Source organism: Prevotella pectinovora (assembly GCF_041323955.1).
Classification (GTDB): domain Bacteria; phylum Bacteroidota; class Bacteroidia; order Bacteroidales; family Bacteroidaceae; genus Prevotella; species Prevotella pectinovora.
Genome location: NZ_JBGLIV010000001.1, coordinates 527,570 through 548,746, shown reverse-complemented (window position 1 = coordinate 548,746; position 21,177 = coordinate 527,570). Strand labels below are relative to the sequence as shown.

At 48.6% G+C, this 21,177-nt stretch carries 18 protein-coding genes and 2 pseudogenes; 9 read left to right on the top strand and 11 right to left on the bottom strand.

Annotated features, from left to right (window positions below):
* Positions 1 to 38: 38 nt before the first annotated feature.
* The gene (locus ACDC99_RS02110; protein WP_330071856.1) at positions 39 to 563 is read right to left on the bottom strand and encodes a nitroreductase family protein; all 525 of its coding nucleotides are present in this window, start codon (positions 561 to 563) and stop codon (positions 39 to 41) included.
* A gap of 329 nt (positions 564 to 892) precedes the next feature.
* On the bottom strand, positions 893 to 1,078 hold the full coding sequence (locus ACDC99_RS02105; RefSeq protein WP_370755647.1) for a hypothetical protein: 186 nt from the start codon (positions 1,076 to 1,078) through the stop codon (positions 893 to 895).
* A gap of 240 nt (positions 1,079 to 1,318) precedes the next feature.
* Here ACDC99_RS02105 and ACDC99_RS02100 point away from each other — a divergent pair, with 240 nt between their 5' ends.
* Positions 1,319 to 1,807, top strand: a complete 489-nt coding sequence (locus ACDC99_RS02100) for a 3'-5' exonuclease (RefSeq protein ID WP_022316140.1) — start codon at positions 1,319 to 1,321, stop codon at positions 1,805 to 1,807.
* 36 nt (positions 1,808 to 1,843) lie between these two features.
* Positions 1,844 to 2,545, top strand: a complete 702-nt coding sequence (locus tag ACDC99_RS02095; RefSeq protein ID WP_022316139.1) for a ComF family protein — start codon at positions 1,844 to 1,846, stop codon at positions 2,543 to 2,545.
* A 139-nt stretch (positions 2,546 to 2,684) separates the two neighbouring features.
* On the opposite strand, the pseudogene ACDC99_RS02090 reads toward ACDC99_RS02095, so the two are convergent.
* The 3 genes and pseudogenes from ACDC99_RS02090 to ACDC99_RS02080 all read right to left on the bottom strand — a co-directional run.
* A pseudogene (locus ACDC99_RS02090) lies at positions 2,685 to 3,974 on the bottom strand (alpha/beta hydrolase family protein); the annotation flags it as partial.
* Between the two features lie 100 nt (positions 3,975 to 4,074).
* Complete coding sequence (locus ACDC99_RS02085) at positions 4,075 to 7,323, bottom strand: MGH1-like glycoside hydrolase domain-containing protein (protein WP_370756898.1); 3,249 nt, start codon at positions 7,321 to 7,323, stop codon at positions 4,075 to 4,077.
* Positions 7,306 to 8,211 (bottom strand): annotated as a pseudogene (locus ACDC99_RS02080) (glycoside hydrolase family 43 protein); the annotation flags it as partial. The pseudogene ACDC99_RS02080 and the gene ACDC99_RS02085, both read right to left, overlap by 18 nt.
* A gap of 353 nt (positions 8,212 to 8,564) precedes the next feature.
* Here ACDC99_RS02080 and ACDC99_RS02075 point away from each other — a divergent pair.
* The gene (locus ACDC99_RS02075) at positions 8,565 to 9,071 is read left to right on the top strand and encodes a histidine phosphatase family protein (RefSeq protein WP_370755644.1); all 507 of its coding nucleotides are present in this window, start codon (positions 8,565 to 8,567) and stop codon (positions 9,069 to 9,071) included.
* A gap of 304 nt (positions 9,072 to 9,375) precedes the next feature.
* On the opposite strand, the gene ACDC99_RS02070 is transcribed toward ACDC99_RS02075, so the two are convergent.
* The 5 genes from ACDC99_RS02070 to ACDC99_RS02050 form a co-directional block, all read right to left on the bottom strand.
* The gene (locus ACDC99_RS02070) at positions 9,376 to 10,551 is read right to left on the bottom strand and encodes a metallophosphoesterase (RefSeq protein ID WP_370755642.1); all 1,176 of its coding nucleotides are present in this window, start codon (positions 10,549 to 10,551) and stop codon (positions 9,376 to 9,378) included.
* 15 nt (positions 10,552 to 10,566) lie between these two features.
* Entirely contained in the window at positions 10,567 to 11,943 is a 1,377-nt protein-coding gene (locus ACDC99_RS02065; RefSeq protein ID WP_370755640.1) for a dihydroorotase, read from the bottom strand.
* 77 nt (positions 11,944 to 12,020) lie between these two features.
* Complete coding sequence (locus ACDC99_RS02060) at positions 12,021 to 12,833, bottom strand: DUF4369 domain-containing protein (RefSeq protein ID WP_370755638.1); 813 nt, start codon at positions 12,831 to 12,833, stop codon at positions 12,021 to 12,023.
* A 164-nt stretch (positions 12,834 to 12,997) separates the two neighbouring features.
* Entirely contained in the window at positions 12,998 to 13,426 is a 429-nt protein-coding gene (locus tag ACDC99_RS02055; protein WP_022316125.1) for a hypothetical protein, read from the bottom strand.
* Complete coding sequence (locus ACDC99_RS02050; RefSeq protein WP_042520063.1) at positions 13,410 to 13,745, bottom strand: FtsB family cell division protein; 336 nt, start codon at positions 13,743 to 13,745, stop codon at positions 13,410 to 13,412. The genes ACDC99_RS02055 and ACDC99_RS02050 overlap by 17 nt, the downstream gene beginning before the upstream one ends.
* A gap of 114 nt (positions 13,746 to 13,859) precedes the next feature.
* Here ACDC99_RS02050 and ACDC99_RS02045 point away from each other — a divergent pair, with 114 nt between their 5' ends.
* Positions 13,860 to 15,692: a DNA polymerase III subunit gamma/tau gene (locus tag ACDC99_RS02045; protein WP_370755636.1), complete on the top strand. Its 1,833-nt coding sequence runs from the start codon at positions 13,860 to 13,862 to the stop codon at positions 15,690 to 15,692.
* Between the two features lie 75 nt (positions 15,693 to 15,767).
* Here the strand turns inward: ACDC99_RS02045 and ACDC99_RS02040 are convergent, their stop codons facing one another.
* Positions 15,768 to 17,327, bottom strand: coding sequence for a TonB-dependent receptor (locus ACDC99_RS02040; protein WP_370755634.1), 1,560 nt, complete (start codon positions 17,325 to 17,327; stop codon positions 15,768 to 15,770).
* 141 nt (positions 17,328 to 17,468) lie between these two features.
* Here ACDC99_RS02040 and ACDC99_RS02035 point away from each other — a divergent pair, with 141 nt between their 5' ends.
* The 5 genes from ACDC99_RS02035 to ACDC99_RS02015 all read left to right on the top strand — a co-directional run bounded on the left by ACDC99_RS02035 (position 17,469) and on the right by ACDC99_RS02015 (position 21,177).
* Positions 17,469 to 17,909, top strand: a complete 441-nt coding sequence (locus ACDC99_RS02035) for a hypothetical protein (RefSeq protein WP_052484576.1) — start codon at positions 17,469 to 17,471, stop codon at positions 17,907 to 17,909.
* A gap of 32 nt (positions 17,910 to 17,941) precedes the next feature.
* Positions 17,942 to 18,826 (top strand): IS3 family transposase, encoded by an 885-nt coding sequence (locus ACDC99_RS02030; RefSeq protein WP_042517742.1) that lies wholly within the window; start codon positions 17,942 to 17,944, stop codon positions 18,824 to 18,826.
* A 444-nt stretch (positions 18,827 to 19,270) separates the two neighbouring features.
* Positions 19,271 to 19,474 carry a helix-turn-helix transcriptional regulator gene (locus tag ACDC99_RS02025; protein ID WP_308008456.1) on the top strand — a complete coding sequence of 68 codons (204 nt, stop codon included), beginning with the start codon at positions 19,271 to 19,273 and terminating at the stop codon, positions 19,472 to 19,474.
* 12 nt (positions 19,475 to 19,486) lie between these two features.
* Positions 19,487 to 20,353: a DNA adenine methylase gene (locus ACDC99_RS02020; protein ID WP_370755632.1), complete on the top strand. Its 867-nt coding sequence runs from the start codon at positions 19,487 to 19,489 to the stop codon at positions 20,351 to 20,353.
* A gap of 2 nt (positions 20,354 to 20,355) precedes the next feature.
* Complete coding sequence (locus ACDC99_RS02015; RefSeq protein ID WP_308008459.1) at positions 20,356 to 21,177, top strand: KilA-N domain-containing protein; 822 nt, start codon at positions 20,356 to 20,358, stop codon at positions 21,175 to 21,177.

Below are 21,177 nucleotides of genomic sequence, written 5' to 3'. Positions count from 1 at the left end.
GGTTGGCAAATTTTCCTGTTTGCCATGCAGCAGAAGAGTCAACCTATATGTATTCGCTGCCACTCGAGCTGGTCATCATCTATTTCTGCCTGTGACGCAGGTTTATCAGCAGTGCCTATCGCCACCACCGCATACACCGTCTTGCTCTCCGGAATGTCGAGTATTCCTCTCACCACCTCGTCAGACATGGTGCCGTCGGTGAGCTGATAGCCTCTTATCTGCACCGAATGGTAAGCCAGTTGCCTTTCTGCCGCCTGCGCACACATCGTCCACACTACAGCAGAACAGTTTTCCACCCACGCCCCATCATAGAGACGGTCGGCAACCACTGCCACTGCCATCGGTGCCTGAGCGATGCATTCCGCACCATGGTCTCTGGCATCTGCAAGACGTTCCAGCAGATGCGGGTCTTCAACGGGGTATAGCTCCACAGAGTTCCCTCCCTTGCCACAAGTGGCAAGGAGCGCTGCCCGGAGCACCCGTTCCACATCGTCAGCCTGTATCTCAGTACGGCAGAACTGTCTGTCGCCAATTTCCATAGCCAGTATTTCTTCTATTCTCATATCACTTGTATTCTCTTCCTTGCCTATCGTTTGGCAAAAGTATACAAAAAACATGGCATAAGGAAATTTTCATACGTTTAATGCGACATATCTCCCATTTGGCTAATTTGCTGAAAATAAAAAAATCAACCATGGGCAAGCACAGTAAATCTTCGGAAAACGGGCACGATGCTTGCCCCAAGTGGGAACGCTGCTTACCCAACATGGGCAAGCACCTTGCCCCTGATGGGCAGAATTTGTTTCATAAGTTTGATCTTGGTCTGTACCCATATGTGCAAATTTTGCACATGTGATATTTTCATCCAATTCACCCTACTTGAAGATGTTTCTTATATGGCGCGTACAGTACGGTCTCTTCCGAACAATTCAGCCATCTGACTTTGTGTAAGCCACACGGTATCTTTCTCCAACTTTACTTCAAGTTGGGTGTTGCCATCGTCTGTCGTATATAGGACGATAGAAGAACCGTTATTTGCAAAAATTTTATTCTCCATCACCCCTATCATTACATTCATATAGATAACGTTTCGACTGAAAAGATATTGCTCTGGTGTATCTTCTTTGTTCACACCATCATAATATTCTGCTTGAATAACACATTTCAACAACATTTTTCTCCCAGACAGGAGTCAAGCCCATCAAAATATTTTTTAGAGAGAAAACAAACAGAGATGCTTATATGACTGAGAAATTGTGTATTTTTGCAATATCCCAGAGAACAAGGGGATGTTGACAATAATATAAAACTGATAAGAATGCAGGATTTTGCAGCAATAGATTTCGAGACTGCCAACAGCGAGCGATCATCGGTCTGCTCTGTGGGCATCGTGATAGTCAGGGGCGGTGAGATAGTGGACAAGTTCTACTCGCTAATCAAACCCGAACCAGAATACTACAGTTATGTGTGCATGCGGGTGCATGGTCTGTGCGCTGCCGACACAGAAGATGCTCCTGTCTTTCCCGAAGTGTGGAAGCAGATAGAGCCGAAGATTGCCGGACTGCCCCTCGTTGCCCACAACAAGGCGTTCGACGAGAGTTGTCTGAAAGCCGTGTTCCGCGTATACCAGATGGACTACCCCGACTACCCGTTCTTCTGCACCTGCATAGCATCACGCCGGGTATGGCCAAAAGGCAGGCACAACCTCGACATCATCGCCGCCCGCTGCGGTTATGACCTGACAAACCATCATCATGCCCTGGCAGATGCTGAAGCCTGCGCTGCCATAGCGCTGGAGATATTATAGCAATCAGCATAGCAGAAAAAAAAATACGATAACGACATGCAAGTGAGAATAAGTTTTCCAAGACGCATTTTCGACCTCATGATGCCAAGGCTCTGCACCGTGTGTCATGAGAGGCTCGGCATAACCGAAGACTCCATCTGCATGGCGTGCAACCTGCATCTGCCGCGCACCGCATTCTGCTCCTCTCCATACGACAATGAGATGGCACAGTGTTTCTGGGGACTGATGCCGATAGAGAAGGCTGCGGCACTGTTCTATTATCTGCCCCACTCGCCATCGTCGGGCATAATGCTGAAAATGAAATATGAGGGAAGATGGGATGTGGCTGAAGACATGGGACACATAATGGCAAGGGAATGCGGTGAAGCGGGATTCTTCGACGGCATCGACGTGATTGTGCCTATCCCGATAACGAAAAAGCGAAAGCGGGAAAGAGGTTACAACCAGAGTTATCATCTGGCGCTCGGAATAAGTGAGGCTACGGGAATCCCCATCGCAGACAAGGCGGTGGAGAGGACAGTCTACAATGGGTCGCAGACAAGACTCAGGGGATATGAAAGGAGGGAGAATGTGGAGAATGCTTTTGCGCTACGCGACGCAAAGAAAATAAGAGACAAGCATGTGCTTATCATTGACGATGTGGTGACTACGGGTTCCACGATAATGGAATGCGGAAAGGAACTTCTCAAAGGCGGCGCAAAGGCTCTGAGCGTGTTGTCGCTGGGATATACTAAATAGTAGACGAGTTGACGAGTAAACAAGTGGACGGGTAAACAAGTTGACAAAGAAATTTCTATGGCCTGCCGATGGTCTATCTGATAAGGACATATCTACTTGTCAACTCGTTTACCCGTCCACTTGTTTACTCGTCTACTCATTTATTTCCAAACTTCAACTGTTCTTCTTTTTCTATCGTCACCTTACTCTCGTCGAGTTTAGAGGCATCGAGACGGAAGGTCTTGATGAAGAAATCATAAACGGCATTGCGCTTGTTCGGACCGAAGTCATGACGCTCATTCGGCAGATGGACATTGCTTATATTCTCCTTCTTGCCATAGAATCCATAGATGCGCTGCAGATAGGGATATTCCAGTTCGGGAGTGGTAGAGGTCCAGTCGCCGCCATCGCTTACGAGCATCATCGGTTTCGGAGCGAACATGGCTGCTATTTCTGCATTACACGTGCCGCCGCCAGCGAGCTGTATCGGCATGCCGCTCTCGCAGGGACAGCCGCCATCAAACCACGACGAGAGGCTCACCACCGGATTGGCAGCCGTATAGCGGTCGTCGAGAGCTGTGAGAAGTACGGTCTGTGTGCCGCCTCCCGAACCACCGTTCACTCCCACTCTCGTCTTGTCTACATCCTTGCGGTTTATCATCCAGTCGAGGATGCGTATGCCGTTGAGGGCCTGCATCTGATGAGCCTCGGCTGTCTGATGGGCCTTTGCCCCCACTTCATCTTCTGATTCGCCCCATCCCCACAGGTCATAATCCACACAGATGGCTCCCATACGGGCGAGTGTGGCAAGACGCTGCTGCTGCACGGTGCCATATCTGCCGTTGACGAAATGTCCGTTGGGGCAGATGATAAGCGGATGCTTGCCCTTGGTGGCAGGAGTATATATTGATCCCTTCACGGTATGTCCGCCAACCGTCTTCATACAGAAGTTCTGAACGGTATATCCGTCGTATTTCCTTATTTTCGACACAAGAGGCTTCTCCTTGGAACAGCGGGCGAGCAACGGGTCGATGCCGAGACGCTGGCGCACCTCACGACGCAGTGAGTCGCGACGCAGCTCCCATGACGCCCGGTCGCTATATTTGGAAGCGAGATACGGCAGGAGTTTCCATCCGTCGGAAGCCTGACGGCGCGGATATTCATATTTCTTTATCTTATAGAGGTTGCCCTTCTGCTTGAGGGCATAAAAGTCGAAGGGCTTCAGGATATTGTCAAACGTCTCCTCCAGAGAATACGGACGAACACGGAAGTCGGCATAGTCGAGTTTCAGTCCGGCGGTGTCTACATTGAACTTCAGTCTAACGTCGAAACGCTTTGCCACGTCATTGAGCACATCACCAAGCGGACGTGCATATTTCGTCTCAAAAGTCTGTGCCTGGCAAACTGTGCCGGCAAACAGGGCTGCTATAAGAATTGAATTTCTCTTCATGATTATTTTTTGATTTTAATACAAGAAATCGGAGAGCCCGGAATTCTCTTTGTTTTATAGAGAACTACAAGCGCTCCGATTTTATTGTGAATAACGATAACTATAATTTATATTCAAGTTTTCCGAGCGTGTCCCGCTGTGCCACCTTCTTGCCGTTGACAAGCAGGATGAGACCCTTGCCGTGGCGATAGTGAGAACCGGTCTTGTCGTAGACCACGGAGATGTTCTTGCTGTGATACATCACGTTGTCAAGACAGAAATAATCCCATTTTCCTTCCGGCACAAGCGGATTGACGATAATGCTGCCGTCAGCCTGCGGACGCAAGCCTATGATGCCAGTTATCATCAGGTCGTTGAAGGTAGAGTGGTTGTAGTAGCGGCTGCGCTCACGGTCACCCATGAGCCATACACCGTTTGTCTCATCGAGATACTCACCGATATATGGTCTGCCGCGATGGTGCTGGCTTTCTACATACACCTCCATATCATGGAAGAACTCGTTGCTGCCTACAATAGGCTCCGAGTAGTTGTTGATATAGTTTGCCATTGCCGTCAGCGTCTGACTCGTGGCGAAAGGCCATACGGCACCGTCCCATTCGCAGGTGCCCGTTCCATGGGTGCGGAAGAGCGGCGAGCGACGCTCACAGGTGGTAAGACCGTAAGGGGCAGAGAAGCCTTTCTCGTCGGTAACCTGCTTCCACGCGGCATCATACTTTTTGTTGTCAGGCATATTGAAATACCACGGAATGAAGCCTATAGCCTCGCGTACATTTGCGAGAGTGTCGGTCTGCAACGTTTCAAAGAACTCATGTTTGCCGTTCCAAAGCTTGTTCTCCACAAGCTCTTTCAGTTCTGCAGCCTCCTTGCTGTATTCTGCAGCTTTAGCCTCATCGCCGGCAAGCTTGTTCATCTCTGCAAGCGCCATGGCGTTGCCATACATATAGCTGTTTATCGTAGGACGCGCAAACTTTTTCCTTCTACCTCCGCTGGCACTCTCTTCCATTCCGTCGCGCACATCCTCCTGCCAGTAGAGTCCGTTGTCAAGACGGTGGGTCTTCTGCCAACGAGCATACTCCTCTTCGAGCGAAGGCTTCAGAGAGTCGACAAACGACCTGTTGCCGTTCACCTTATAAGCCTCATACACTGCGGCAGGATTCCAGGAGCTGAATTTATCCATCTTCTGCATCGCCTTGCCGTCGTTGCCATGATACCAGGTGTTGAGAATCTGGTTGATGTATGTTGTGTCGCGCAGCCATCGGGTCTCCATCACGTGGTGGCCGATGGCACAGGCAATGAGGTTGTAGCGGTCGGCATACGAACGCTGCACGAGGAATTCCGTCATACCATAGCCCACTGGGGTGCGCTTGATATGTTTGCGCAGAGTCCACCAGCGGTAGTAATACATCTCACGGAAATTATCCTGCGGACAGTCGAAGAGCGGCACGTTCTTGCTCATCCATTCCGCCGCCTTGCTGTTGGGGATAGCGTTGGCGATGTTCTCGTCCTCCATCGAATTGAAGTAGTCGATGTAGTGTTTGTAGTCGTCGAACTTCAGCACAGCAGCCTGCCCGTCAGCATCAGCAGCGTAGGTCTTCACATTTGCAATAGAGAATGTAGCCACGGGATCCGACTCGTCGGCACGCGGCATGTCGAAATACTGGTCTGCCGGAGTCTCGTTGTTTGGCTCTGCAAAGAGCGGACCGGTGCGGAACACCACCCTTGTTATTGCCTCCACAGGAGTGTCGAACTGGCGCTGACACACTTTCTTGCCGTTGATATAATATGTGCCGGCATGCATGTCGGTAGAGAGAACAGCCTTCACACGATAGGTTTCTCCTGCCTTATAGTTCTTGAGCATGGTACCGAAACGCGGACCGCCCTTCACCTTCATCACTCCGAGAGAGTCGAGCACTATACGGGAGCAAGCCTGACCTTTGGCGTCGACAAACTCCACATCAAGCTCTCCGTGACCGTTCTGTGCTGCCTGGACATCAAACTCTACGGTAAGCTCCTTTGTGGCAGGTATCATACGTTCCACCTTGGCATAGTCGTAAGGGTCTTTGTCTGACAGCTTCAACCATTTCCCATCGAGAGCGACAGGTGCCCACTTTGGAGAATAGATGTTCCAGTCTGCCATATCTGCAAGCTTTGAATATGCGGAGAAGTCTGTATCGGCATGAGATGTTGCCGCAGTCTGTACAGGCACTGTAATGCGCGAAACCCACATGTCCTCCTTATTGTTACTGTAGGTGATCCACATGTTTCCGTCTGCCGGAGTGCCGTTGCCCTCCTGGATGCCACGGGTGTATTGCGGACCGTAGTTCTTGTAGTTACCGCCATGGCGCTCTGGGGTTATCTCTCCGTTGACAAGATTCAGCGTAGTATATTCCAGTCCGTCGGCACTCAGCGAGATGGCAAGTGGCCATCTGTATTCCGCAGGATTATATACCGTGGCATAAGTTCCGTCGGAGAGCCTCTGTCCCCAAATCTTTCCTGTGGATGTCACGAAGCCATGAGCGCGCTTTGCCGGAGTGCGCCATGTGTTGCCGCCATCACAGCTGATGGTGGTAAGGCCGTGTTTCCAGAGTCCCACCTTCCATCCGTTTGGCAGCGTGTAGCCTGAGAATGCCTTATATGGTGTCTTCAGCGGCAGTATGTCATCGCCGCGGTCAGCCTCTTCAGCCCACTGCATGCGTGCCATCGGGTCGGCGAGCAGTTCGTCGCAAGCCTTGACGAAGGCTTTGTCTTTGGATTTCTTGTAGTACGGGAAGTCTGTGTTGCCGGCATTGAAACCGTGGTTGTAGTAGATGAAGTATACGGAGCCGAAGGTGCCGTCGCTCTTTATCTCCCTCACCACTCTGCCGATGCCGTTGCCGTCGGTGGGGTTGTCTTTCGGTGTCATCGACACTACGTAGTTGCCCATAGCCAGGAGCTTGCCCGTCTTCTTCGATACATACCACCCCACTCTCTGGTGCATGATTGCCATAAGATCCTTTGCCTTCAGGCCCGGATATTTTTCAGGCTTTTCAAAGCCGTCGGGCACTTTGTATTCAGGGAACAGCTTTACTGGGTCCGTCCATGTGTATCCGTCAGTAGAGGTCTGCAGCATGGTGACTCCTGGCGGCTCGTGCTCGCTGCGTGGGTCAGTGAGATAGTGCATATAGAACTTTCCCTTCCAGTATGCAATCATCGGCTGGTGGTTGTATGTGGCTCCCTTTTCGGCACGCATGGTCTGTATGCTATGCACTCCCACCACGGGGGAGAGTCCGCCGTCATGGCGCGATGGCAGGGAAATGTCGTTGCCAGTGTAGTGAACGGCACTGCTGTTGTATTTTATAAGGTTCTCCACAAGTTCCTCCGGTGCCATGAACACGGTGCCGTGTTTATGACCGTCTGGGAAGGAAACGGCTCCCGTCTGGTCCTGGAAGTGTTTGAAATCCTTCGTGCGCTGTGCGCCATAGATAAACTGGCGATACCAGTCGTAATATATATACCACCATCCGTTGACGTATGCCGTAGACGGACCTTCGCTATACATCGGTGTGAATGGTTCTGAAGCCTCACTCCACGGACCGTAGGGTGTCTTTGAGAATGCCACCTTGATGTTGCGCTGCTTGCGGGTATTGTCTTTCAGCACCATCACATAGTCGTCTTTTCCCTTTTTCACCATCGTAGCGTCGATACAACTGAAACCGGGATCGATAAGGAGTTTGGTCTCAGAGAAAGTATTGAAGTCTTTTGTAGTGCAGTAGTACAGACGGTGGTTGTTCTTGTGTTCCTCTATACCGTCGGGGAATTTTCCCGGTATGCAGGATGCCCATATTATCATATACTGCTTCTTCACGTCGTCGTAGAAGAGTTCCGGCGCCCACACATTGACGGTGGTCGTGTCTTTCATCACTTCGATGAAACGCTCCGGTGTCCAGTGTATCAAATCCTTCGACGATGAGTATCCGAACCCTCTGTCGCCTCTCCAGCTACAGGTCCACACGAAATGGTATGTGCCGTCGGGACCTTTCACTATCGACGGGTCACGCATCACCTTCTGCGTGCCTACCTCCGGCTTGAGGAAGGTGCCGGGAATACTGTCCCAATGTATGCCGTCGCGGCTATAGATGAAGCGCAGTCCTTCGTTGGCGGGTTCATGAAACGAGGTCGAAACGAAAATGTCCGTCGCCATGCCTGCCCTTGGGACAAGCATCATGGCAGCGGCTGCTGAAAATAGTAGTTTCTTCATTTAGTGTAATGTGGTTTCTTATTTCCTGATTCTTAAAGTGGGCATATATAGGAGACTGCCCTCTTTATTAACAAAGACGTCGGCACTGGGCGTTTTGTAACCATCATGCCAATGGCAATCACCGTTGACATGGATAATGTCATGAAGCTATGACATCATCTACGCACGATGCAAAGCTAAAAAAAACGGCACATAAAACGACACTAAGGGCACTACATTACGGCTATTCTATTTTATTTTCCTATCTTTACATAAGATAAGCTGCACCTCAGCATAAGAAATAAATGCATTTATTTCATTATGCATTTGGTTTGCGTTATCTTTGCGGAAGAAACAGAAAGAACATTTGGAATATGACAAGACTATATCTCACAAGGCATGGCGAAACCTACGACAACGCCAATAAGATAATGCAGGGACAGACACCGGGCAGACTCAACGACCACGGCATAGAACAGGCGAAGGAAGTGGCAAAGAAACTGGCCGAGAAGCATTTCGACGCTTTCGTGTCGAGCGATCTGAAGAGGTCTATAGACACCTGCCGGATTATCGCCGAACCGCATCATGCGGATGTGCGCACCACTCCACTGCTGAGAGAACGCGACTGGGGAAGCTTCACCGGACGATATATCCCAGACCTGAAAGACGAAGTGTGGCCTGACGATGTGGAATCTCTCGACACGCTGAAGGCGAGGGCACGGGATTTTCTTGAGTTGATAAAGCGAGAATATCCCGGACAGACAGTCCTTGCCGTTGGACATGGAATAATAAACAAGGCTATACAGGCTGTTTATTACAACAAGGAAATGAAGGATGTGCAGAAGATGGCAAATGCGGAAGTCAGAGTGTTGGACTTATGATTTTCTGCAAGCACCTGCCAACACTGCCATTCCAAAACCATAGAATGGTATACTTGAAGTCAAACGCCGTCAAGCGTCAGACTTCATTAAACGGGTCTCCTGTTTCAGACACGAAACTGATCGGTATTCTACTTTATGCAGAAGAATACGGAAACCGAGATGCTGATTATAACTAATACTGATACTATCATAATTGTGGGGATATTTTTTATCGCTACAAAGATAAAAAAATATTCCGAAACCTTATTTAAGGCATCGGAATATTATATCTTTTTTAACAATAAGAACACTATTTGCACAAATATCATTTATGCTTTTTCAGCTCTATGACTACTATCTCGCCAGGACATCCAAGTCTGAATGGGACGAAACCTCCCACACCGCAGCTCACGTTGATGGATCGTCTGCCCTCGGTGTAGAACCCTCCCCATTCGTCATACTTCAGTGAGGCTGGCGACCACCCGAAGAACTTCATCTGTCCGGCATGGGTATGTCCGCTGAGCGTCAGCTGAGAAGTGGAATGCGGTAGTATGTCGGTGCGCCAACTTGTCGGATCATGCTGAAGCATGAGTATGAACGCACCTTTCTGATTGACGCCATGGAGGGTCTTCTTCAAGTTGCCGAAACTCGGCACTCTCGGACTCTCGCCCTCGAACTCCATTCCAGCCACAACGATAGAGTCGTTGCCGCGACGTATCACACAGTTGTCGTTGAGCAACAGTTTCCAGCCCATCCTGCGCTGCACATCCTTCATCTCCTGACAGTTATGACGCCGCTCTGCTTCGGTTGCCTTTACATAATAGGCATAGTCGTGGTTGCCAAGCACGGAGAACACGCCATCTTTCGCTTTGAGGGAAGCGAGGGTCTTCTCGTGTTGATAGAGTTCTGAAGGGCGCATATTCTGCAAGTCTCCGGTAAAGGCTATCATGTCTGCCTTCTGACTGTTGATGCTGTCTGCCACGACTTTCAGCATGAAAGCCCTCTGTCCTGTATATGTACCCACGTGGGCATCGCTGAACTGCACGATACGGTAGCCATCGAAAGCCTCTGGCAGATCTGCCGACTCGAAGGTGACATGGCGCACCGTCACTTTGTTGAATCCCTTGGTGAAACCATATACGCAAACGACAGACAAGAAGACCCCTGCCAGAATTCCTGCATAGTTGCCCCAGTTTGTCTTTGTCTTGTGATAGACGCAATGTCCCCATCCCAGGATGGAGCAGACCGTGAAGACGAACTTCGGCACTGCCCATACTCCGAGGAGCAGGAGATAGAAGTTGAGACAATCCATGTCTGCCGGAGCGAAATCCGGCTGAACTGCCATCACCACGCTATATGCCACCATCGCCACGCTTTGTGCCGCCCAAGCTGTAATGGCTGCTATCTTGTTGCGCTTCATGTAGCGAAGGAAATGCAGATATACGTAAACATCGGAAACCAGCAGAAGCAGCAGTATGGGAATCAGTATTTTTACTATCATTATTCTATTTCGTTATTAGATGGAAGAATGGTCGAACTCCACCTGTTCGCCATGCACCGAGTCGTCGAACTTTCCATTATCATATATATGGTGACCGTTGCAGAAGGTATGCTCCACCTTCCATCCGAAGGTTTTGCCCTCCAACGGACTCCACTTGCACTTGCTCTGTATGTCTTCGCTTGTCAACGTCCATTTCACACCTGGACGCACCACCACGATGTCTGCCTTGTAGCCCGGACGCAGGAATCCGCGGTCTTTCACTCCGAAGAGCTTTGCCGGATTGTGGCTCATCAGCTCTGCCACTCTCTCCACCGTCAGCACACCCTGGTCTACGAGCGAGAGCATCGTGACGAGCGAGAACTGAAGCATCGGCATTCCCGACATGGCATTCTGGCAACCACCCTGTTTCTCTTCCAGCAGATGTGGAGCATGGTCTGTCCCCACCACAGCGATGCGTCCGTCTGTAAGAGCGGCACGCAGGGCATCGCGGTCGGCGGCGGTTTTCACTGCCGGATTGCATTTTATCCTTGCTCCAAGAGTCTTGTAGTCGGCATCGGTGAATACAAGATGTGCCACCACAGCCTCTGCCGTAATCTTGGGGAATCCGTCGCTGCCCGCAGCGGCAAGCACTTCCTTCTCTGAATATTTCTCAAAGAGCTCCAGCTCCTTCTCCGTGGTGAGATGTGCCACATGGAGTCGCGCTCCGCTCTCCTTAGCCAGTTTCACGGCGAGTTCTGTGGATTGCCAGCATGCCTCAACCGACCTTATCTCCGGATGGTGGCAGATATCGGGGTCTTCGCCCCATTTCTTCTTTGCCTCAGCCATGTTCCGGTTGATGATGCCGGTGTCTTCACAATGTGTCATTATCGGAAGTTTCACCTTGGTGAACATCTGCCGCAACGCCTCCTCACGGTCAACGAGCATGTTTCCCGTTGACGATCCCATGAAGAGTTTCACTCCCGGCACCTTATTTGTATCCACCTTCAGCAGCTGGTCGATATTGTCGTTTGTAGCTCCTATGAAGAAGGAATAGTTCACGTGACTCTTCTGCCGTGCCATATCGAGTTTATCTTCAAGGTCGGCAAGTGTGGTGGTCTGAGGTTTGGTGTTAGGCATGTCGAAATATGTCGTCACTCCTCCGTATGCCGCTGCCCTGCTTTCCGTCTGCATGTCTGCCTTGTGTGTCAGTCCGGGGTCACGGAAATGCACATGGTCGTCTATCACTCCCGGCAATACGAAACACCCCGTGGCATCTACTGTTTCGTCGTAGTTGTCCCGGGGTGTTTCGCCATTGCTCAGTATGCTTACTATTCGGTCGTCTTCAATCAGAATGTCTGCCTTGACTGCCATTCCCTCGTTCACGACCGTAGCTCCTGTAATCAATGTCTTCATTATTCAAGTAAGGTATAAAAGTTTACGGCCTGTCCTGAAGAATCTTTACCTCTCAGGACCAGCCTTGGCTTATGGAGTTATTCAGCAGGCTGTGCCAACTGGTTTGGCGTAGGTCCGTCCATCGGCTGCTGTGGAGCATCGGTGGGTTGTGGTCCTGCCGCCGGCTGCGGAGCCGGTCCGTCTGGCGTTGCCATGCCGTTCAATATTTCCTGGTTCTGCTGTGCCTTCTGATAGTAGTCCCTCACGTAGGCATCGTTCTTGAAGTGGTCCGTCGCCTTGCTCATGATGTCTTCTATCCATGGCGAGAGTTCCGGTATCGGGTATCCCATAGTCATCATGAAGAACACTCCGGGACCGAGCACGTTGTCGAAGTTGTCGCAGATGAATGATGTGATGAGCTTGTCCTCCTTCTGAGTGATCTGCTGCGCTTCGATTGCGAGTTTCTGGTTTATGGTATTCTCGTCCTCACCGTTCATTATCGCCTGGCTCTGCTTGTGTGCGAGGTCGTTCATCTGCATCTCGAGCTGGTTGTATTTCTCAATGAATTCAGAGAGTTTGTCGTTGAGCGGCGTGCCGCTCACCTTCTGCGATCCATTGTCAATCTTCACGTTGATGCTTCCTGACTCCAGGACTACAGGCATTATGTTCTCGTCGTCTATAAAGAGTGTCACCATCCTTACGGAGTCGAGTCTTCCATTGAAGCCGAACTGTCCGTGAACGACGTCGCAAGAATCAATGTTCTTCAGGTCGCTGTCATGATATTGCTTCAGGTATAGCATCTTGCCGTCGAGCACCGACACGTTGGATGTGCCCTTGATATCGTATGTTCCGGCACAAGATGTGAGTATCATTGCCACGGCAACGATGAGAGAGTAAAATATCTTATTCATATCTGTTTTTGAAATTCCATACAAATGTAAGTCGTATTACGGATGTATGGAAATATGTTTATTCTATTTAAAACAAGGTTCCCTGTTTTTAGCTTTTTTTAGTCTTTACGACACAGCATCCGCATGTTTGTCATTTCCACGCCAACGCTGCAAGTCCATGCCGCTTATGCCTCACGCTGTTTGTTCTTCTGGAGCTCAGATGAGATGCGGTGTGTGGAATAGAGCTGGAGCACGGCAGCCACCAGCAGAGTCACCACCCAGTTGTTGTGGATGTACTTTACGTATGATGTGTATCCGTTGATTGTCTTTGCAAACAGAGGGAATACCACGTGATATGCGTTCTCCACCATCAGCAGCGCTGAGATGATGAAGAATGCAGCTCCGGTGAGCATGATTCTTCTCAGTCGGCGCATTGTGACGTCGGTACCGGTATATTTCTGCATATACTGCATGGCGGCGAACATCAGTGTGCCTGGAGTGAAGATACAGGGTGCCACGGTCTGCTCTCCAAAAACATAGAGAGCAGCTCCCACCACCATCAGGCATGCTCCTATGAGCATCATGGCGCTTTGCGTTCTATTCAGCTGTTTCATTCTTGCTTGTTTCTTGTTTCTCGTCGTCGCTCAACACGAAGATATCCTCGTCGTCGGCCTTCATCATATAGTTCTCGCGTGCAATCTTGGTGATAGCCCTTGGATTGCGGCGAAGTTCCTTCAGTTTCTGGTCGTCGCGCTCATACTGACTGTTGTATTCATCGATCTGTTCCTCCAGGTCGCTTATCTGCATGTCATATTTCATGCGGGTCAGGAAGCTGTTCTCGTCGAGCACGGCAACGATGAGCACACCAATTATCGTTGTTATCCAATAAATGTTGTGCGACATAAATCTCCACAGAGGGTTGATGCGACTCATTGTCTTTGTTTTATTTTATAGAATTAGTGTATCATAATTTTCGTGCAAAGATAGCTCAATTGAACGAAATTACATTATCTTTGCAAGAAAATAAGCGAAATCTTATATTTATTTATGGAAGAATACATTGTTTCGGCACGAAAATACCGCCCCATGTCGTTCGACTCCGTCGTGGGACAGTCGGCTCTCACCACCACTCTGAAAAATGCGGTGAGAAGCGGAAAGCTCGCCCATGCCTACCTGTTCTGCGGACCGAGGGGCGTGGGTAAGACCACATGCGCCCGCATCTTCGCCAAGGCGATAAACTGCCAGCACCCCACTGCCGACGGTGAGGCCTGCAACGAATGCGAAAGCTGCAAGGCGTTCAATGAACAGCGTTCATACAACATCTTTGAGCTCGATGCGGCAAGCAACAACTCGGTGGAAAACATCAAGGCGCTGATGGACCAGACCCGCATCCCGCCCCAGGTGGGACGCTATAAGGTGTTCATCATCGACGAGGTGCACATGCTCTCCACACAAGCTTTCAATGCCTTTCTGAAGACTCTCGAAGAACCGCCGGCACACGTCATCTTCATCCTCGCGACAACGGAGAAGCACAAGATTCTGCCCACCATCCTGTCGCGCTGCCAGATTTACGACTTCGAGCGCATGACGGTGCCGGGCATCGTGAACCATCTGAAGATGGTGGCTGAGAAGGAGGGGATAAAATATGAGGAAGAGGCTCTCAACGTGATAGCCGAAAAGGCTGACGGCGGAATGAGAGACGCCCTCTCGGTGTTCGACCAGGCAGCGAGCTTCTGTCAGGGCGACATCACTTACGCCAAGGTGATTGAAGACCTCAACGTGCTCGACTCTGACAATTATTTCCGCATCATAGACTTATGTATGGAGAACAAGGCTGCTGAAGTGATGGTGTTGCTCAACAACGTCATCGCCAGAGGCTTCGACGGTGGCAACATCATCGGCGGACTGGCAAGCCACGTGCGCAACGTGCTGATGGCGAAGGACACGCAGACATTGCCGCTGCTGCAGACAAGCGAGGCACAGGCTCAGAAATACAAGGAGCAGGCACAGAAATGTCCTACCAAGTTCTTGTATTCGGCACTGAAGATCCTCAACGAATGCGACATCAACTATCGCCAGAGCAGCAACAAGCGACTGCTCGTGGAGATAACGCTCATCCGCGTGGCACAGATAACACAGCCCGACGAAGACGGCGTCGCGGGGCGCAGCCCCAAGCGACTGAAAAGCCTGTTCAAGAAACTCATAGCCTCGGCGCAGCGCCACACGGCAGTCCAGCAGGTGGCTGCCGCTGCGTCGCAAGCACAGCCTGGTGAGAACAAAGCTGTGCAGGGAGTGGCTGTGTCCTCACCAGACAATGCTCCGTCAGCATCTTCACAAGTCACGGCTACGCCGGGCAACGCTTCTACGGTATCTGCCACACAGCCGGTAACACAGCCTCAACACAGACCGGCACTGAAATTAGGGTCGATAGGAAAGTCTTTCGGCAATCTGATGAAAGGACCGGAAAAACCGACTTACGAAATGGAACCGGAGCAGAAGGCTACCACCGGACTGCACGAGACTTTCGACGACGACATGCTCCTGCAGCAATGGCTGCTGATGTGCAACCGTATGCCTCCCAACATGCTGGGCACGTCGAAGCGAATGAGAAACCTCACGCCTGTCATCACGGAGTTCCCCAAGGTTGAAGTGGTGATAGACAACAAGATGCTGCTGGAGGACGTGCAGAAAATAAAGAACCGCGTTCGTAACACTCTCGTGCAGAAGCTCCGCAACGATGATATAGAACTGTCGCTGCGTCTGGCTCGTCCTGAGGAGATAAAGCGTATTCTCTCCCCCAAGGAGTTTTACCTGAAGCTCTGCAAAGAGAATGATGCCGTCGGGAAACTCGGCGAACTGCTCAATCTGGAGTTCGCCTGAGCATATCCGGCGCATAGGTTCGCAATTCATTTCTGGCTGCAGCCCCAATCGGTCAGAATAATATCACTTTGTCAATCACAGTATACCATTATCCGCATCACTCAGACTTATTCTCTTCTCTGCCGAATTATGCTTGCTGCCTCTGCTCAATCGCCAAGACACATTCAGAGACACCTGATTGCCGTTGCCCTTTGAATAGCCTACTGTATGCTTATAGAGATTGCGGTTGAGCAACTCGTTTTCGTATGCCTTGTAGTTGTTGTTCAAGGGATTCGCCCACGACAACGAGAATTGCCAGTTGCGCCATGTGTATGATGCTTTCAGAACCGAATAGGCTGCGTTGTAGCCTTTCGACTCGCCCTCCAGAAAGCGGTTGCCGTTATCTGCATATCCCTGCAAAGTGATGTTGCCGAGGTAAGCCGTGATGCTGCAAGCATAAAACCACGAGGTGTAGCAATGTGTATAGTCGTTGCCGAAATTGAAGCATCTGGACACACCTCCATTGGCGGCAACCTGTAGTTTTTCGGGCAATATCCAATAGCCTGCGTATGCCATGACATTCAAAACGTCTATCTCCTTCTGGTTTTTCTGGGTATATATGAATTGGTTGTCGGCGGTGCGTTCATAATGTGCCATATTCGGTTTGAGGCATTGCTTGTAGTAGCCTTCTACAAATGTTTGCAAGCGGCTTGTGTTATACGAGAACTGCAACCGATGGTCCATATCGTGTGATGGCTTCAAGTCGGGATTGCCTGCTGTCCATTCCATACTGTTGGTGCGGACCATAACATCGCTCGTCATGGCGATGCGAGACACTTTGTCTTGCATCTGACAGGTATAACTCAGCTGCATGCTGTTATTGATATCATAAGTCAGCGACACCTTGGGATGGAATGTCTGGAAGTCATATCTATGACCGTTCTGAGTGTAATGGATATAGCTTGCTCCTGCTCCCAACGTGTAGCGCAATTTCCGCATCGTCCCCTTGATTTCAGCAAAGGCATACAAGCGGTTGTTGCTCGTCTTGGTCAAAGAGGAAGCGTCGCCGGAATAGTCGTTCTTGATGTGTTTGTAACTATAGTTTCCTCCCGCCGAGAGCGTGAAGGGCTTCAGTCTGTTCTCATAAATTATTTCAGCGAGAAGAGAAGCCGTCTTACCATCCACATCATACCGGTATGGATTCCCCTCATCATAATAATTGTTGGTCTGAGTGGAGATATAGGTACCCACGGCATTGGCGGTAACTGACTGCCGTGGAGTGATCTGACGGAAGAAGTAGATATCCAATACCGGCGAATAGCTTTTGTCTGCATCCCGGCTCGTGGCTCTATATCGGCGGGCGCCGTCTGCTATTTCCTTTATATTATAGTCGTCTGGGGCATCGTTGAACGCTCCGCTCAATGATGTCTGAAAGACGGTGGCAGTTGTATCTGCCCAGTTATAGGTCAGTTTCACATCATGGGCAATGGATTTTCGAAGCGACTCCACATCGTTTCGTTCTATAGTATAGATACTGCCGTCTGTCAAGGTGTATTCTGCCAGTTGGCTGCTCTTTGACCCCTTGGATTTATATCCGTTCACATCATACGAAAGAGACCATTCACTCTTGCCCTTGTTCCATTTCCCATAAACCATACCATCGCCCTGCAATGTGGTGAGTGCCGTGGTCAGGTCTGTGCCAACAGTATAGCCGCTCTCGGACCTGCGTGTAACGAATAGTCAGGATGACTTACCCTAAAAAAACTTGACACTTTTGGATGCCTAAAACAAAAGTGTATGAGAACAAAAGTAAAACGTGAAAGAGATCGTGTCCTAAATGAAGCGACAGGTCAGTATGAATGGGTATGGGTAGAATCCACTCGCTACATTCATGATGAAGAAGATCGAGTACTTGCTGCACTTGATTTCCTTAAAGGCGAGAATACGCCTGAGGAATTAGTTGAGAAACATCATATTTCCAACATTCAGGTGCTGTTTTCTTGGGTAGGTCGTTATCTTTCTGAAAATCGTTTAGTATCTTTGCAGGAGAACAACGATGACACTATGGCAAACAAAAGTAAAGACGAGCAGATCAGAGAATTGAAAGCAGAGCTCAAGAAAGCAAGAAAAGAGGCAGAACTAGAGAAACTACGTGCCCATGCCTACGACACAATGATTAACCTTGCAGAAGAACGATTCAATATTCCAATAAGAAAAAAATCTGGCACCAAACAGTAAGTCTGCTCCGCGAAGAGTCTTCACCAGCATCGATGAATACCCTTTGCAGGCTGTTTGGTTATAGCAGACAGTCGTTCTACAACCGTGAAGATCCAGACAATGACTTTGTCGATAATGCCTTAGAAACCATGATAGTGGAGAAGGCCAGAGAATACCGTAAGGATAACCCTGGACTTGGTTGTGCCAAACTATACCTCATCGTCAAACGCTTGTTTGAATCCACTGATCGTATGCCTGGACGAGATGCGTTCATAGAATTGCTCCGTGCCAATGGATTGATGGTGCAGTTGAAAAGACGTCGTCACTACAAGACAACTGACTCCAGTCATCATTACCACAAGTATGACAACTTGATAAAGGATGTGGTTCCCATGCGACCTAACGAAATATGGGTCAGTGACATAACGTACATAGAAACAACTGAGGGTGTGTGTTACTTGTCGCTTATCACGGATGCCTATTCTCATAAGATTGTGGGATGGGCAGTAGGACCGACCTTGGAAACCATATACCCATTGGAGGCACTGCGTATGGCACTGGCAACAATTGACGATGAAACAGCATCCCGTCTCATCCATCATTCTGATAGAGGAAGCCAGTACTGTAGTGCTGCATACGTTAAGGAGCTAAAGGCACATAATATAATGATAAGCATGACCCAAAGCGGTGATCCTCTCGAAAATGCCATTGCAGAACGCGCCAATGGCATCATCAAAACAGAATGGCTCTACAAGATGAGCATACCGTCAATAGAGAATTGTAAGGAAGAACTGACTCGTATCATACGTTTCTATAATACAGAACGTCCGCATATGAGCATTGGATACAAGACTCCCGAAACGGTACATACAGAAGTTGGAGAACAAAAAAGGTGTTGGTGCAATCCATGGAACAGACCTGCTGCCACAGGCAGCTGATAGGTTTTTCTTAGCCATACAGCATCTCCTAAAATAATGGGCGCTGCCCCGAAAGACAACGCCCATACCACTATTTCAGTGTGATGCAGAAACCTATTGCTGGCGAGTTGCTCCTCAGCAGAGCTCGCTTCCTCTTCGGCTTCTGACAGCAAAATTACGAAATATTTTTATTTCTTGCACTAATCAAAGGAATAATCATTAACTTTGCAATTGGAATGCGAGAAGGTAGTAAAGCAAATCAGTTTACTGATGAAATCTTGTAAAACAAATCAGTTCAACTAACAGAACTTGTAAAGTAAAACAGAGAACTGAATAAAAGTAGTAAACCTAATTAGTTAATCGCATCCAATTCTGTCAACTAATTTTAGGAATAGTCAGGATAAGAAACGTTTTTCTCACAAAGATTTATTAACTTTGCATCAAAGTTTAACATCATTAAGAATTATGGCAAAGCTAAATCGACTCAAAGCAGTTCTTGCTGAACAGGACAAAACCAGTAAGTGGTTGGCAGAACAAGTTGGTAAGTCTGCATGTACTGTTAGTAAATGGTGCAACAATGTTGTTCAACCAGATCTGAACACCCTCGATAAGATTGCAAAACTCCTTGACGTTGACGTAAAAGACTTGTTGAACTCAACTGAAAAATAAAATTAGCATATTATGGCAAAAGCAAAACCTTTTATCAAGTGGGTTGGCGGAAAGAGCCAACTCATTGAACAACTGGATGCACAACTTCCAGCTGACTTTGGTAATTGGGAGAATGTAACGTACATAGAACCCTTTGTGGGTGGTGGAGCAATGCTCTTCTATATGCTTCAGCGTTATCCTAATATCCAACACGCTATTATCAATGATATAAATCCTGATTTGGCTACATGCTACCTAACTGTCAGGGATAATCCTGAACAGTTGATAGAGTTATTGATGGATATAGAGAATGCGTATTTGGCTCTTGAAACGGAAGAAGGAAGAAAAGATTTCTTCATGGCTGCTCGCGATCGGTATAATGAGAAGAATCTTGACCCTATCGAGAATACAACAAAGTTCTTCTTCTTGAATAGAACTTGTTTCAATGGTCTTTATAGAGTAAACAAGAAGGGGCTTTTCAATGTTCCTTTTGGAAAGTACTCAAATCCAACGATATGTGACCCTGAAACTATCAGAAAAGATAGTGAATTGTTGCAGCGCGTGGAGATTCTAAATGGAGATTTTGAGTCAACATTTGAACATGCACATGGCAATACTCTTTTCTACTTTGACCCTCCATATCGCCCATTGAGCGATACATCAAGTTTCAATGACTATGCTAAAGAAGCCTTCAATGATGAAGCACAAATTCGCTTGAAGGAGTATTGTGACCGTATAAATGAAGCTGGATTTCATTTCATGCTAAGCAACTCGGATTGTAAGGGCAAGAATGAAGAAGACAACTTCTTTGATGTGTTGTATGGAGCATATCATAGAACGATAATTTTCGAGCAGAACGGCACTCCAAATATTGTATGTAGGAACTTTAACATCAACTGATTATGGCAAAGAAGGTTACAAATATAGAAGTAAAGGACACAACAGTTCGTACAATTAAACACGAAGGAGAGGACTTTGTGTGTATTACAGATATTGCACGCCAGAAAAATAGTGGTGACCCAAATGGTGTAATAGCAAATTGGATGCGCAATCGCAACACGATAGAATTCCTGGGTATTTGGGAACAACTATTCAATCCAAGTTTTAATCCCCTCGAATTCGAGGGGTTTAGAAAAGAGGCAGGACTCAATGCCTTCACAATGTCGCCATCAAGATGGATTGAGGCGACCAATGCAAAAGGACTTGTAGCTATGGCTGGGCGTTACGGAGGTACTTACGCTCGCACTGATATTGCCTTTGAATTTGCTTCTTGGATTTCTGTGGAATTCAAACTTTATCTAGTCAAAGAATTCCAGCGTCTCAAGGAAGAGGAACAAAAGCTAATCGGATGGTCAGTTAAGCGTGAACTCTCAAAACTTAACTATCGCATTCATACTGATGCCATCAAACAGAATATCGTGCCAGAAGAAATTGATGCTTATCACAAATCGCTCATCTATGCAGAGGAAGCTGATGTCTTGAATGTTGCTATGTTCGGTATGACAGCAAAAGAGTGGCGCGATGCAAATCCCAACAAGAAAGGCAACATACGCGACTATGCAACCATCAACGAACTCATTTGTCTCTCAAACATGGAGAACTTGAATGCTGTGTTTATCAACGATGGCATGCCGCAGACAGAGAGACTTGTCAAACTAAATCAAGTTGCAATTCAGCAGATGAAGGTGCTTGAAGAATCTGAAAACCGTAAATATTTGAAGTAA